This window comes from Holdemania massiliensis, assembly GCF_022440805.1.
Classification (GTDB): Bacteria; Bacillota_I; Bacilli_A; order Erysipelotrichales; family Erysipelotrichaceae; genus Holdemania; species Holdemania massiliensis_A.
The window spans coordinates 2,907,112-2,921,543 of the sequence record NZ_JAKNTK010000001.1; the positions used below are offsets into that span (position 1 = coordinate 2,907,112).

The window sequence follows — 14,432 nt, forward strand, 5'->3', positions numbered from 1 at the left end:
CCTGTTGTGTTTACAGTATAACCTCACGGCATGACTGCCTTATGAAATCATGAGTGACAGGTTCGTCATTTTTTCAGACAATCTGATGCACAAAACGAATGACAAACCGCGATCCCCTTCCCGGCTGACTGAACACCTGCAGCGTCCCCGATTGTGCTGTAATGATTTGATAGGACATCGCTAGGCCGATACCCACGCTGTCCGGCTTCGCGTTTCTGCCACGGTAAAACCGTTCAAATAAATGCGGCAGGTCGGCAGGATCAATGCCTTCGCCATTATCCTCAATTACAATTTCATCAACGAGGGCGTTGTGCATGCACGTGATCCGCACCTGACCTTGCTGGGCATGTTCAGCACAGTTGCGCAGGATATTCCCCAAGGCTTCAGCCGTCCAGTTTTCATCCAATGTCAGCGTGAAATCCGCAGGACAATCCAGTACCGTTTCAACGCCATAGCGCACCATCTCCGCCTCCGCTTGAGAAAGTGACCTATTGATTAAAGAACGCACCGTCGTAGGCTGCGGCATAAACTGAACGGCCCGAGCTTCCAGCTTGGCCATTTTTAACAAAGACTGAATCAGCCAGCGCATCCGCGTCAGCTGAGCGGCTATCAAACGCAGAAATTCCTGCCGCTGCGCCTGTTCCATCTGCGGCTGCTGCATCAGATCGACCATCATCATCATTGAGGTCAGCGGCGTTTTCAGCTGATGGGAAATATCGCTCAATGAATCGGATAACAGCTGCTGCTGAACCTGCAGCTGTTCCGCACTTTCTCTCAGCTGCACCGTAACCTTATAAATTTCACTGTGCAGGATGCTGAGTTCGCCTTCTTCATAATCCTGAGGATTCATCTGGTATCGGCCTTCCCGCACCTTGCGCATCTGATCATTCAGCTGCCGCAGCCGATGATATCGCCAGGCGGTAAACAGCCCAAACGCACACAGCAGCATCAGCGCTTCGCTGACGCACAGCACAAGCATTTCAGTGGAAGCCGCGCCGGCGATCAGAAAAAAGGGCAGGCACAACCCGAGACAGCCTGCATAAAACACAACGATTTCTTTATTTCGCATCGTTTACTCCCCCATCTTATAACCTAATCCGCGAATCGTCCGAATCAGCTGCGGGCGGGTCGGATCCTCTTCCAGTTTTTCCCGCAGCCGTTTGATATAAACCGTCAGCGTATTGTCATTGACATATTCCCCACCTAAATCCCAAATCGCTTCAAACAACTGATCCCGTGTCATCACCTGGTTGCGGTGGGTAGCTAGGATCAGCAGCAGCCGATATTCCATTCCGGTAAGGAAAATTTCCTGATTGTTTTTAAATACTCTGGCAGCGATGGTATTGATACTCAGATTCTGATAATTGATCGTGGTTTCTGCCTGTTTTTTTCCAGACCGGCGCAAAACTGAGTTCATACGGGAAATCAGCTCGCGCACCCGAAAGGGTTTCGTAATGTAGTCATCCGCTCCCAAATCCAGCCCCATCACGATATTCACTTCATCGTCGCAGGCCGTGAGAAAAATAACCGGAATTTCTTTTAAGCGAGAATCTTCGCGCATCCGCTTGCAGATCTCATAACCGCTGCCATCCGGCAGCGTTACATCCAACAAGACAAGATCAAAGTTTTCCTGTTCGATCAGTTCCAACCCCTGAGCTTTGGTCATCGCTGTCATGACCTGATAGCCTTCCTGACTCAGCGTGTATTGCAGCGCGGTTAAAATCGCATTGTCATCTTCTACGCAGCATATTTTATTCATCTTTATCACCTGGTTTTATTATAACCGATCTCTGCGGTCTGCACATGACGAGTTCGTCACATTGAAACTGACAAATTCATGACAATGACGGGAAGACGATTGTTGTAGACTCGAAATTCAACTATAATTAAAATAACAACGAAGCTGACAAAGCGCGGATTAATGAAAGAAGGGAAACCCATGTCAAAATGGAAGAAAGGTTTAAGCAGCTGGCCATGTTCAGTTTTTTTGATCGCAGTCCTGCTGAGTCTGCTGATCTTTTTGCCTCTCACCCGAAATCTCCGTCAGATTCTGACGGCTTCTTCCTCGATCAAGCCGATGCATTTCTGGCAGATGGAAATTCAGAATAGCCTGAAGGAAAAAACTGAAATTCTTTTTCAGCCGTATACCTTTGAAGATCAGACCTTATTTCAGGCCATCAGCGAACGCAGCTGTCTGCTTGTCTCCGTTAACGATCAGGCATTTCAGGTCATCCTGCCCAATCAGTCTTTGACTTTGCACGAAAACGATCAGCTGCATTTTCTCTGGTTGGTTGATCCGGAACTCATTTCTCATTTCAAGTTAAAGGTCGCTGCGGATCAAACCTGGCTCTACTCCGACGGACAGCTGCAGGAGGTGAAATAAACGATGAATAAGAAACGACTGATTTTCAATATTTCTCTGATTTTGCTTCTGATCGCTGTTCTGATACTGAATTATAGTTTCAAGATTCCATCCCGACATTTCAGCAGCGCTGTCCTTAACCAATGGGAAACACGGTTTGCCAGCGGCGGTCAATTTGGCGATGAGCTTACCAAAGCAATTGAAAAAGCTGTGAAGCAGCAGGATCTGCCGCAAGCCTGGCAGTTGAGTCAATACTACGCCTTTGTTTATACCAAACCGGAGATAGAAAAAGATAAGCTGTGCTGGACAGAAATGGATAATGCCGCTACCGCTCAAAAAAAGCGATATTGCGGTCGATTAACGCCATAAGCTTCCATGCTCCTTCAGCCTTATGATGTTTGTTTCAAAACGGGCTGCAGTCTGATCCAGCAGCTAAGTGAATATCAATGAATCCAAGGAGGACTCTGATTTGATTACTTTTCAATCCGCGCAAGAAGATGAAATTGAACTGATTTACCAGCTTTATCGACGCTGTGCCAATACGAGCCGAGGCAGTTGGGATGACGAATATCCTACTTTGGAGTTTGTGAAACAGGATTATGCGCAGCAGGGATTAATGACACTGAAAAATGAACGCAATGAAATCATCGCGGCAGGAGCGATTACCTCAGCGGAAGAACTGAAGGATCTGCCGCGCAGTACGGAGCTGCATCAGCCGTTGGAATTAAGCCGGCTTGGCGTTGATCCGAAGTATCAGAGACAGGGGTATGGCAGACTTTTGCTGCATAATTTAATCGAAGAAGTACGCCGGCGCCATGCGGATGGAATTCAGTTGTTGGCGGCCAGTGCGAATATCCCGGCTTTATCCTTATACCGCCACACCGGCTTTGAAGAAAAAGGAAGCTTTTTGATGTATGGGATCGATTTTATTCTGCTGGAGAAACGATTTTGAATTTCTGCCAGAATTGACTTTCAATAACAAGAAATCCACATTGATAAAAGAACGCAAAAAGGAAGCAAACCCATGATCGGATCACCCAGGGGATCCGACGGCTGCTTCCTTTATTTATTTCATTATATTATTCAATGGATTCTACTTTCGGTAGCCATCTTTCATTAGAAAAAGCTGAACTTTTCTGATTTCGAGTTCAGTATTAAGTTCAGCTTCGATCCGTTCTTACTTCTTTAAATTGACCGTTGCTTTGACGATGTTTAACAAAATTTCAACCACTTTGTGCATCTCCTGAATGCTGCAGACCTCATAACGGCCATGACAGTTCGCGCCGCCGGTTCCTAAATTCGGACACGGCAGTCCCATAAATGTCAATCGCGCTCCGTCAGTTCCGCCGCGAACCTTTTCCACCCAAGGCTGAAGTCCTGCTTCAGTGATCGCCTGCTTTGCCAGATCCACAATCCATTCCTGATCTTTCAAAATTTCCTTCATGTTGCGATAGGATTCCTTAATCTCAACTTGAACCAGCGGCTGTCCGTACTTCTGATTCATATATTCCCCAGCCGCTTTCATCATCGCCATCTGTGCCTCAAACTGAGCGCTGTCATGATTGCGGATGATATATTCCATAACGGCCTGTTCAACATTGCCCTGCATGTTGTTCAGATGGTTAAAGCCTTCTGTTCCTTCGGTATATTCAGGACGGTTAAAGACCGGCAGCATCGCATGGAATTCCATTGCGACATTCAGCGCGTTGATCATTTTGTGTTTGGCGCTGCCTGGATGAATGGAAAAGCCCTGAACCGTAACTTTTGCACTGGCAGCATTGAAGGTTTCATCACTGATCGCTTCCATCTCCCCGCCGTCAACGGTAAACGCAAAATCCGCGTGGAAATTCTCAACATCAAACTGATCAGCGCCCCGACCGATTTCTTCATCCGGAGTGAACCCGATCCGAATTTCACCATGTTTGATCTCCGGGTGGATCAATAAAGTTTCCGCCATCGTCAGAATATCCGCAATTCCCGCTTTGTCATCAGCTCCCAATAAAGTATTCCCGTCTGTAACAATCAGATCCTGTCCAACATACCGCTGCATGTTCGGAAAATCGCTGACCTTTAATGTAATCTGATCGTTGAGCTGGATATCCTTTCCATCGTAGTTGGAAACAATCCGCGGATTGACGCCTTCCCCGCAGAAATCCGGCGCCGTATCCATGTGCGCGATAAAACCGACTGTCGGTACCTCAAAATCGAGATTGGACGGAATCCTGCCGTATAAATAACCACGGTCTTCATGGACTTCCTGAATGCCCATCTGTTCCATCTCTGCTTTGAGCACCTTTAAAAGATCCAGCTGACAGGCAGAGCTGGGAACTGTCGGACTTTCCGGATCCGAAACCGTATTGATTTTGGCATAGCGAATTAATCGTTCTTCTGGGGTCATAGTTTATTCCTCTTTTCTTCCCATTGCAGGCTTTCAATCATCATATCAAAGAATTCAGCGTCAAACGACGAATCACCCGGGCTGCAGGCATAAAATCCGGCCTGGACGACGCCCTCGTTCAGCGGCAGTGCAAATTCCCGCAACCACTTGAACTTCAGGCCGTTAAACGAAAATTCGATGCGGAATTCATTCTGCCATCGATGCAGCCGTAGCGTCAACGTATGGATGCCGCTGGAAATCGGCATCCCAGCCCAATCCGAAAATCCCCCGTAAGTAACTGTCGAACAGATTGATGACGTCTGTTCATCGCGATATTCAATTCCCGCCTTGCACCAGTTGGAAGGATCGCCCATGACAAAGAGGCCCAGCTGATCATAAATTTCATGCAGCTGCGCGCGGATTGTAACCGTTAATGTAAAATCCTGGCGGATTGGCAGCAAGATCGCATGGCCGCTGAATTTTTCCAGCTGCCGCGATTGGTTAAACCAAAAATCTGTCGCCGGTTCCGTACTCAGGATAATTCGATTTTTACCCGTCGTCCATAACGCCGGGCGGTTGATCCAAGTCATCAACGAAGTATCCAGCCGCTTTTTCATAGTTAGCCTTCCTCACCTGCTTTTATTATATCAAATTCCCCGAAGAATAGAATTTTGAAAGTGAAAATAAGATGAAAAGAAAACAAAATTCAGGCATGACAATTGACTTTTTTATTTAAATGGTTAATATTTAATGCATTAATTATTAAATAATTAAGGATTGGAGACTAGCCATGATCTATGAAGCGGATGAGAATGAACTGATGAATCTTGTACGGAGTGTGAACAATCACATGAACCATGTGCTGAATCAATTTTACTCGCCTTACGGACTCACACGGCCTCAGGCGATTGTTCTTTCTGAGATTGAACGCCATGGTCCGGTTACGGTCAGTCTGCTTGCACAGCGGCTGGGCATGACCACAAGCAATCTCTGCCTGATTGCTCAACGACTGGAAAAGAGCGGTTTTTTAAAGCGCAACCGGGATCCGGAGGATCAGCGCAGCGTCATCTTAATCAACACGATGAAAAGCCACGAGCTGATCCACCAGGTTCAGGAAAGTGTCAATGAAATGATCCGGCAGCGGCTGGAATACACCGATCCCGAAAATCTGGATAAGATAATGGAGGGACTGCGGTTATTAAACGCTGTCATGATGAAACAGAATCAGGGGGACAAAGCATGCGATTAGGAATAGATATTGGATCCACAACGATCAAATATGTCGTCCTGGACGATGAAGGACGTTGTATTGATCAGGATTACCAGCGCCACAGCTGTCAGATTACGGAAAAGCTGATCGAGGTGCTGCAGAAGGTATCCGCCAAATACAATCAGCCGGCTATGGCGCTGGCGGTTTCCGGCTCCGCTGCAATGGGCTTGCAGGAAAAATGCAGCCTGCCGTTTGTGCAGGAGGTGTATGCAACGCGGATCGCCGCAACCAAGACCCTCAGCGAAGTCGACTGCATCATCGAACTGGGTGGGGAGGATGCGAAAATCCTGTTTCTCAGCGGGGGTTTGGAAGTCCGGATGAATGGTACCTGCGCCGGCGGCACGGGCGCGTTTATCGATCAGATGGCCACGCTGCTGAATCTGAGCGCGGAAGAAATGAATGAGGCGGCCAAACAGGCGGAAAAAATCTATACGATCGCTTCCCGCTGCGGCGTCTTTGCCAAGTCCGATATCCAGCCGCTGATCAATCAGGGTGCGGATAAGGAAGATCTGGCGGCCAGCATTTATCAGGCCGTCGTCAATCAGACGATTCAGGGTCTGGCGCAGGGACGGAAAATCGAAGGTTCCGTCGTGTATTTAGGCGGCCCACTGACCTTTAACAGCGAACTGCGTTCTGCTTTTGACAAGACGCTGAAGCTCACCGGCATCTGCCCGGAAAACAGTCTTTACTACGTCGCGATCGGAACCGCAATGTTAGCAGAACAGCCGGTTTCCTTCGCCGAAGCGATCCAGCAGCTACAGACGATGGACAGTTCCAGCTTTGTCCGCTCCCTGCCGCCGTTGTTTGCCAGCGAAGAGGAATACCAGCAGTTTTACAACCGGCATCAGCGCAATCAGGTCAGGGTTCATGAACCCAAGGAAATCATTGGCCGCTGTGCTTTAGGCATTGACGCCGGCAGCACAACCGTCAAGATGGTGCTGATCAACCAGCAGGAGGAAATTCTGTATTCGATGTATCAGCCGAACCAGGGCAATGCGCTGCAGCTGGTGCGGGAAGCGTTGATCGAACTGTTTCAGAAAAATCCGCAGATGGAAATTGTCTCCAGCTGCGTTACCGGTTATGGAGAAGATCTGATCCGCAGTGCCTTTGGCGTTGACTGGGGAATTGTTGAAACGATGGCGCATTTCACTGCCAGCCGCAAATATATGCCGGATGTTGATTTCATCATTGACATTGGCGGTCAGGACATCAAATGCTTTAAGATTCACAATGGGACGATTGACAACATTTTCTTGAATGAAGCCTGTTCGAGCGGCTGCGGCAGTTTCCTGCAGACCTTTGCCAACGCGTTGGGCTATGACATTGAGGATTTCTCCCGGCTCGGCCTGTTCGCCAAGCATCCGGTCGATCTGGGCAGCCGCTGTACGGTATTTATGAATTCTTCGGTCAAACAAGCGCAGAAAGACGGCGCTACGATTGATGAAATCTCAGCCGGACTGTCGATCAGCGTTGTTAAAAATGCCTTATACAAAGTCATCCGCACTGCCGATGCGCGGTCTTTAGGCAAGCATATCATCACGCAGGGTGGCACCTTCTACAATGACGCGGTGTTAAGAGCCTTTGAGCAGGAGCTGGATACCGAAGTGATCCGTCCCAACATCGCCGGCCTGATGGGCGCTTACGGCTGTGCGCTGCATGCCCTGCGGCATTGCCCGGACAGTTCTTCCTTATTGACGCTGAAACAGCTGGAAGAATTCCACAATGAGATCCGCTATGTCCAATGCGGCCTGTGCAACAACCATTGCCGGCTGACTGTCAACCAGTTCTCTGATGGCCGCCGCTACATTGGCGGCAACCGCTGCGAACGGCCAGTGACCAAGAAAAGCACCGCCCAGGATTTAAATATCTATGCCGTAAAACGCGAGCTATTGGGCCAATATCAGCCGATCCCGGGTTCACGCGGCAAAATCGGCCTGCCTTTGGCGCTGAACATGATGGAACTGCTTCCGTTCTGGTACACCTTCTTCACTGAATTGGGCTTTGAGGTCGTGACCTCCGGATTTGCTTCGCTGGAAAAATATCAGAAGGCGCAGAATTCGATTCCTTCCGATACGATCTGCTTTCCAGCCAAGCTTGTCCACGCCGCGATTCAAACCTTGCTTGACCAGCAGATTCCGGCCATTTTCTATCCATGCATGACCTACAACATGCGGGAGAAAAACGCCGACAACAATTATAACTGTCCGGTTGTCGCCTACTATCCAGAGGTCATTGCCGCCAACATGCAGCAGGTAACGGAATGCGATTTCATCTACGATTATGTTGGTATTCACCGCAAAAATGACTTCCCGATTAAGATTCATAAAATCTTAAGTCAGCATTTCCGGCTTGGCCTGCGCGAGGTGATCAAGGCCAGCAAGAAAGCGTATGAGGCTTACGATCAGCACCTGGAAACCATTCGTCAGAAAGGTCAGGAAATCATCACCCAGGCTCAGCTGGACGACCGTGAAATCATCGTTTTAGCTGGTCGGCCCTACCATGCGGATCCTTTAGTTTCCCATGATATTGACAAGCTGATCACCAGCTACGGCGCGGCAGTGATCAGTGAAGATGTCATCAACGAGGAAGTCGGCAAGAAGGAATTAGGGGTCTGGAATCAATGGACTTATCATTCCCGGCTGTATGCGGCGGCGCGGTATGTCGCAAAGCAAAAGAAGATGAATCTGGTGCAGTTGGTTTCCTTCGGCTGCGGCGTCGATGCGATTACGACCGATGAAGTGCGGGAAATTCTTGAAGCTCAAGGCAAGATTTACACCCAGATCAAGATTGATGAAATCACCAACCTGGGCGCGGTCAAAATCCGTCTGCGTTCCCTGTTCGCCGCTTTGAAACAGGAGGAAGAAAATCATGACTGACAATAAAGTTCTGTTTACCAAAGACATGCAGAAAGACTACACGATTCTGATTCCGATGATGGCGCCGATTCACTTTCAGCTGCTGCGCAATGTTCTCGTTCACAGCCGGTATAACGTGGAGCTGCTGGAAAACACCGGAGCTTCCGTCGTTGAACAGGGTCTGAAATACGTTCACAATGACACGTGTTATCCGGCACTGTTAGTCATCGGGCAGATGATCGACGCCTTGAAAAGTGGAAAATACGATGTTCACAAAACCGCTCTGATCATCACCCAGACCGGCGGCGGATGTCGGGCGAGCAACTATATTTACCTGCTGCGCAAAGCTTTAAAAAAAGCGGATCTGGGCTTTGTCCCGGTCATATCATTAAACCTGTCCGGCCTGGATTCCCAACCCGGCTTCAAGCTGAGTCTGTCGATGCTGCAGAAAATGCTGGGCGCCTTGGTCTACGGTGATCTGTTGATGGATTTAAGCAACCAGGTACGGCCTTATGAAGTAAATCATGGTACTGCCGATCAGCTTTGTCAACATTGGATTGACGATCTGAGCAAGCAGTTTGACCGGCGGCAGGGCTTGTCGATCGGTGATATGAAGCGCAACATGCGGGATATCGTCATGTCCTATGCCGCGATTGAGCGGGAAAAGAAAGATCTGGTCAAGGTCGGCATTGTCGGGGAAATTTATATTAAGTATTCACCGCTGGGCAACAACAACCTGGAAAAATTCCTTGCTGAGCAAGAATGTGAAGTTAAGCTTCCGGGCATGATGGGCTTCATGCTGTACTGCGTTTACAACGGCGTTGAAGACGTCAAGCTCTATGGCGGCGGATGGGCTAAAAAACAGCTCATGGGCTTTGTTTATTCCTTAGTGCTGAAGCTGGAGAAGATGACGATTGATGCGATCCGCACCTATTCTGATTTCGAAGTACCCGGATCTTTCCCGGAAATGAAAGAAGGCGCCGAAAAGATTATCGGTTTGGGCGCCAAGATGGGCGAGGGCTGGCTGCTGACCGGTGAAATGGTGGAGCTGAGCAAGTCCGGCTTTAAAAATATTATCTGCACGCAGCCGTTTGGCTGTCTGCCTAACCACATCGTCGGCAAAGGCATGATCCGCAAGATCCGTGAACAGGATCCGGAATGCAATATCGTGGCGATTGACTATGATCCGAGTGCGACTCAGGTCAATCAGGAAAACCGCATCAAACTGATGCTTTCCATCGCCCGGGAAAACATGAAAAAAGCCGCCGGTGAATCGGCAGCTTAAAAGAACTGATCCGTGTCCAAGAACACGGTTTAGAGACCAGAAGCAAGCCACACTTCTGGTTTTTTCTTTGGTACTCTCCGTTTTTTCAGAAAGCTTTCCCCGTTCTACACCCCGGAGATTTCTCTTCCTTTAAAATTCTTTTTCCATGTTGACAAGCGCCGCAAATCGCAAATTTCCCGAGTCCGGCGTTTTAACGCTGAATTTCAGCGCTGATATAAATCGGCCAAAATTGCGACACAGGTATCGATTCCCAGCTCACCGCTGTCCAGAGCCAGATGGAAATTTTCCGCCAGCCCCCAGGTTTGTCCTGTGTAAAATTCATAGTAAACCGCCCGGCGTTTATCCTTATCCCGAATCCGCTTGTCAATCGCCACCTCGGTTTCACCATAGACCTCGACAATCCGTTTAGCTCGCTTGTCCTTTTGCGCGTGGATAAAAGCAGTCAGGCAGTCCGCATGGCCTTTTAGAATCACATCCGCGCACCGGCCGACGATAACGCACGATTCCTTTTCCGCCAGATCCAGGATGATCTGACGCTGCAGCTGCCACAGCTGATCTTGGATCGAAGTGCCCATAAACTGACTTTCTGATAAGGCAAAGGCCCAATGACTGCTGTACGGCGAAGCTTCCTGCTGCTTCGCGACCATTTCCGGCGTAAATCCGCTCGCCTCCGCTAATTTTTCAATCAGCTCCTGATCATAACACGGAATCCCCAGCTGGGCTGCCAGCTGTTTCCCTACGGTCCGTCCCCCGCTGCCGAACTGACGGCTGATCGTTACAATTCTGTTGTTTGTCATTTGCAATTTCCTCCTTTTTCGGTTTTAAAGCATTTAAGGTCACGGCGATCACGCCGGCTGAGATCATAAAAGTCAGAACATCCGAAACCGGCATGGAATACAGGATTCCATCCAAGCCAAAGAAAACAGGCAGAAGCAGTGCCAGACCAACGCCGAAGATCAGCTCCCGGATTAATGACAGCAAAGTAGAAATCAACGCTTTTCCCAAGGCCTGAAGATAGATAAACGTTGCTTTGTTCACACAGGCCAACACCATCATGCACAGATAAATCCTAAACGATTTCAAAGCAAACTCCGTATAATAAACACTTTCACTGGCTGCGCCGAAGATAGAAATCAGTGTTTTAGGGAAAACTTCGACCAGCACAAGTGCTAAAGCTCCCAACACGACCTGTCCCGCCAAAAGCCGAAGCAGAATCGTCCGGGCCCTGTCCTGTCTTCCCGCACCTCTATTATACCCCACAATTGGAATACAGCCAGCTGCCATTCCAACAGAAATTGAAATTACAATCTGAAAAAACTTCATGACAATCCCCACGACCGCCATTGGAATTTGTGCATACTGCGGCTGACCGAAGATCGGATCCAAGGCTCCATAGCGCTGAATCATGTTGTTAATCGCAGCCATTGCCGCAACAAGTGATATCTGCGACAGAAAACTGCAGATGCCTAACGGCAGAAACTGCCGCATTAATCGTCCGCTCAGATGAAAACTTGAACGATTCAGCCTGATCGCTTTCATCCTGCCTAAATAAAGGATTGCCAGCACCGCAGTGATCACCTGACCGATCACCGTCGCAATCGCGGCTCCCCGCATTCCCCAATGAAAGCCGAAAATAAACAGCGGATCCAGAATCAAGTTGACCAGCGCTCCGGCTAATGTAGATATCATTGCGTATTTCGGACTTCCGTCGCTGCGGATTATCGGATTCATAGCCTGACCAAACATGTAAAACGGTACGCCCCAGCAAATCCAGAAAAAATATTCCTGAGCATAGGCAAAGGTTTCTGCATTGACCCGGCCGCCGAACATCGTCAGGATCGGAGCCTGGAATCCAAAGTAAACGACGGTCAGAAGCAAGCTGACGATCACACTCAGCACGACCGCGTTGCCAACGGTGCGGTGAGCGTCTTCCGTTTTCCCGCGTCCCAGGCTGAGGCTGACAAAGGCACACCCGCCATCCCCTATCATCACGGCCAGCGCCAGCGCTACGACGGTCAGCGGAAAGACGACGGTGTTGGCAGCATTGCCATAAGAGCCCAGATAGCTGGCATTGGCGATAAAAATCTGATCAACAATGTTGTAAAGCGCTGCGACTAACAAAGAGATCACACAGGGAACAGCATATCGGGTCATCAGTTTCCCTATGCTTTCAGTTTCCATAAAGGCGTTAGAACGATTTTCCATTTCATTTCCTCCTTCGACATAAAAAAACGGGCAGCCTTTTGCTGGATTTTAGCGTTCCATGGCTACACGTTTCTTTCAGTCTTCTATTCATAAAACAAAAAAACAACGAGCCGGCAACTGGACTTACGCCTTTCGCGACTCGTTGTGGTGTTATTTTAGCACTTCAAAATAGAAATTTCAAAGTTTTTTTGTCATACAAATTTTTTATTTCTATCGTTTCGCTTCTGCCATCACGCTTTCTGCGCTTTAATTTTCTGGTTCAATTCTTTAAAAAAGCGAATCAGGAAAGGAAAGCAGACGATAAACGTCAGTACATCCGCCAGCGGCTGAGTCAGCTGTACGCCGCGCAGCTGCCAAAACTGCGGAAGAATCCAGATCAAAGGCAAAAAGAATACTCCTTGACGGCAGGCGGAAAGGAACGTGGCTTCAGCCGGCTTGCCGATCGACTGAAACGTCATGTTGGAAATCACACCGAGCGGCTGAATAAACAACGCTAAACACTGAGCCCGCATCGCATAGGTTCCGATTTCCAGCACCTGTGTATCCGCCTTGGTAAACAGCTGAATCACCTGCGGAGCAAAGAGAAAGCCCGCGACGGCCAATAAGCCCATCATCACAAAGCTGACCACAGCCGTAAAGGTAAACGACTGCTTTACCCGCTGATAACAGCTGGCCCCGTAATTGAAGCCCACCACCGGCTGATAGCCTTGGCCAAAACCGATCAATACTGACAGGATCAGCATAAACACTTTACCAACAACGGACATAGCGGCCACCGCGGCATCGCCATATACCGCTGCATTGACATTCAGCATGACCGTTGCAATGCTGGCCAATCCCTGCCGAAAAAACGACGGCAGACCGGTTTTCAGAATCGCTGTTAAGTCCTGAAGCTTCCAGGAGATATTCCGGAAGCTGAGATGAAGCAAACTCTTGTGCATCAAAAAACAGGATAATAAAATCAGAAAGCTGACAATCTGGCTGAGGATCGTTGCAATCGCCGCTCCGGCAATCCCCAAATCAAAGACGAAGATGAAAAGCGGGTCGAGTACGATATTGAGCAGACCGCCGGTTGTAATGCCAATCATCGCTAACGTCGCCTTGCCCTCTGAACGCAAAACATTATTCAGCACAAAGGAGGACGACATCACAGCCGCACCCAATAGAATATACTGAGCATAGTCGCGGGCATACGGCAAAATTGTCGGCGTCGCCCCCAGCAAAGCCATCAGCGGATCAATAAAAAGCAATCCGAATACCGTCAATGCCAGACCGAAAGCGATAGCCGCAAAAAAGCCGGTACTGGCGATCTTCTCAGCTTCATCATGTTTGCGGGCGCCTAACAGGCGGGAAATCAAACTGCCTGAACCGATGCCCAAGGTAAATCCGACAGCCTGAATCAGAGCCATCAGCGAAAAAACAATTCCCACCGCTCCGGTCGCACTGGTTCCCAGCTGCGAAACGAAAAATGTATCCGCCATGTTGTAGATGGATGTAATCAGCATACTGATAATCGTCGGTACGGCCAGCGTTGTAATCAGCCGAGGAATCGGCTGGGTCGTCATCTTCTCGACCTGAGTCAGCGTCGCTTCCCCACTCATGCGGATTCCCGTCCTTCCGAGGTACTTTCACCGCGCAGATTCTCTGTCATGCGCTGGATATATTGGATAAACTGGGCTTTCTCCTCCGCAGTAAACCCCTGCAGCGCGATCTTTTCCACTTCATCATGGATATCGCTCATTTTTTTATGCTGCTGAATCCCAAAATCCGTAATCTGAACCTGTATGCTGCGGCGGTCCTTATCGCTGCGGATTCGCTCGATCATCCCGGCTTGTTCCATTAAATCTAAAATTTTAGATACAGTCGCCGGTTCGATATCGCAAGCTCTCGCCAGTTCTACCTGTGTCCGGGAACTGCGGGTTAAAAGATGCAGAATCTTCGGCTGTCCCATCGAAATGCCTTCCTCTGCCATCCGCGGCCGGATCTGTGAGGTCTGCGCCCGATAAGCCCGTGAAAATAAAATACAAAAAGGTTTATTCATAACAAAGTCCCTTTCATTAGTCACCTAATAGTTAGCT

Annotated in this window: 14 protein-coding genes; 6 read left to right on the forward strand and 8 right to left on the reverse strand. The window is 48.9% G+C overall.

The annotated features are described in order from the left end of the window. Positions 1-73: 73 nt before the first annotated feature. Positions 74-1,069, reverse strand: coding sequence for a sensor histidine kinase (locus MCG46_RS13485; protein WP_240280447.1), 996 nt, complete (start codon positions 1,067-1,069; stop codon positions 74-76). 3 nt (positions 1,070-1,072) lie between these two features. Beyond that, positions 1,073-1,759, reverse strand: coding sequence for a response regulator transcription factor (locus MCG46_RS13490; protein ID WP_240280448.1), 687 nt, complete (start codon positions 1,757-1,759; stop codon positions 1,073-1,075). Positions 1,760-1,939: 180 nt separating this feature from the next. On the opposite strand from MCG46_RS13490, the gene MCG46_RS13495 reads away from it, so the two are divergent. From MCG46_RS13495 to MCG46_RS13505, 3 genes are all read left to right on the forward strand, one after another. Next, positions 1,940-2,383 (forward strand): hypothetical protein, encoded by a 444-nt coding sequence (locus MCG46_RS13495; protein WP_240280449.1) that lies wholly within the window; start codon positions 1,940-1,942, stop codon positions 2,381-2,383. A 3-nt stretch (positions 2,384-2,386) separates the two neighbouring features. Further along, a complete protein-coding gene (locus tag MCG46_RS13500; protein WP_240280450.1) occupies positions 2,387-2,731 on the forward strand; it encodes a hypothetical protein in 345 nt (114 codons plus the stop codon). Positions 2,732-2,831: 100 nt separating this feature from the next. Beyond that, complete coding sequence (locus tag MCG46_RS13505; protein ID WP_240280451.1) at positions 2,832-3,314, forward strand: GNAT family N-acetyltransferase; 483 nt, start codon at positions 2,832-2,834, stop codon at positions 3,312-3,314. Between the two features lie 225 nt (positions 3,315-3,539). On the opposite strand, the gene pepT is transcribed toward MCG46_RS13505, so the two are convergent. Both pepT and MCG46_RS13515 read right to left on the reverse strand, forming a co-directional pair. Next, complete coding sequence (pepT, locus tag MCG46_RS13510; RefSeq protein ID WP_240280452.1) at positions 3,540-4,760, reverse strand: peptidase T; 1,221 nt, start codon at positions 4,758-4,760, stop codon at positions 3,540-3,542. Next, complete coding sequence (locus tag MCG46_RS13515; protein ID WP_240280453.1) at positions 4,757-5,356, reverse strand: DUF1349 domain-containing protein; 600 nt, start codon at positions 5,354-5,356, stop codon at positions 4,757-4,759. The genes pepT and MCG46_RS13515 overlap by 4 nt, the downstream gene beginning before the upstream one ends. Before the next feature lie 173 nt (positions 5,357-5,529). On the opposite strand from MCG46_RS13515, the gene MCG46_RS13520 reads away from it, so the two are divergent. Genes MCG46_RS13520 through MCG46_RS19510 form a run of 3 tightly spaced genes read left to right on the forward strand, consistent with a single transcriptional unit; the run spans position 5,530 to position 10,149 of the window. Beyond that, a complete protein-coding gene (locus MCG46_RS13520; protein ID WP_020224241.1) occupies positions 5,530-5,988 on the forward strand; it encodes a MarR family winged helix-turn-helix transcriptional regulator in 459 nt (152 codons plus the stop codon). Further along, positions 5,979-8,885 carry an acyl-CoA dehydratase activase gene (locus tag MCG46_RS13525; RefSeq protein ID WP_275890978.1) on the forward strand — a complete coding sequence of 969 codons (2,907 nt, stop codon included), beginning with the start codon at positions 5,979-5,981 and terminating at the stop codon, positions 8,883-8,885. Before MCG46_RS13520 ends, MCG46_RS13525 begins: the two co-directional genes overlap by 10 nt. After that, positions 8,878-10,149, forward strand: a complete 1,272-nt coding sequence (locus tag MCG46_RS19510; RefSeq protein WP_275890979.1) for a 2-hydroxyacyl-CoA dehydratase — start codon at positions 8,878-8,880, stop codon at positions 10,147-10,149. Before MCG46_RS13525 ends, MCG46_RS19510 begins: the two co-directional genes overlap by 8 nt. A 203-nt stretch (positions 10,150-10,352) precedes the next feature. On the opposite strand, the gene MCG46_RS13530 is transcribed toward MCG46_RS19510, so the two are convergent. From MCG46_RS13530 to MCG46_RS13545, 4 genes are all read right to left on the reverse strand, one after another. Beyond that, positions 10,353-10,946, reverse strand: coding sequence for an AAA family ATPase (locus MCG46_RS13530; RefSeq protein WP_240280454.1), 594 nt, complete (start codon positions 10,944-10,946; stop codon positions 10,353-10,355). Continuing rightward, positions 10,846-12,354 carry an MATE family efflux transporter gene (locus tag MCG46_RS13535; protein WP_240280455.1) on the reverse strand — a complete coding sequence of 503 codons (1,509 nt, stop codon included), beginning with the start codon at positions 12,352-12,354 and terminating at the stop codon, positions 10,846-10,848. The genes MCG46_RS13530 and MCG46_RS13535 overlap by 101 nt, the downstream gene beginning before the upstream one ends. 230 nt (positions 12,355-12,584) lie before the next feature. Further along, on the reverse strand, positions 12,585-13,955 hold the full coding sequence (locus MCG46_RS13540) for an MATE family efflux transporter (protein ID WP_240280456.1): 1,371 nt from the start codon (positions 13,953-13,955) through the stop codon (positions 12,585-12,587). Then, positions 13,952-14,395 (reverse strand): MarR family winged helix-turn-helix transcriptional regulator, encoded by a 444-nt coding sequence (locus MCG46_RS13545; protein ID WP_020224247.1) that lies wholly within the window; start codon positions 14,393-14,395, stop codon positions 13,952-13,954. The genes MCG46_RS13540 and MCG46_RS13545 overlap by 4 nt, the downstream gene beginning before the upstream one ends. Between the last annotated feature and the right edge of the window lie 37 nt (positions 14,396-14,432).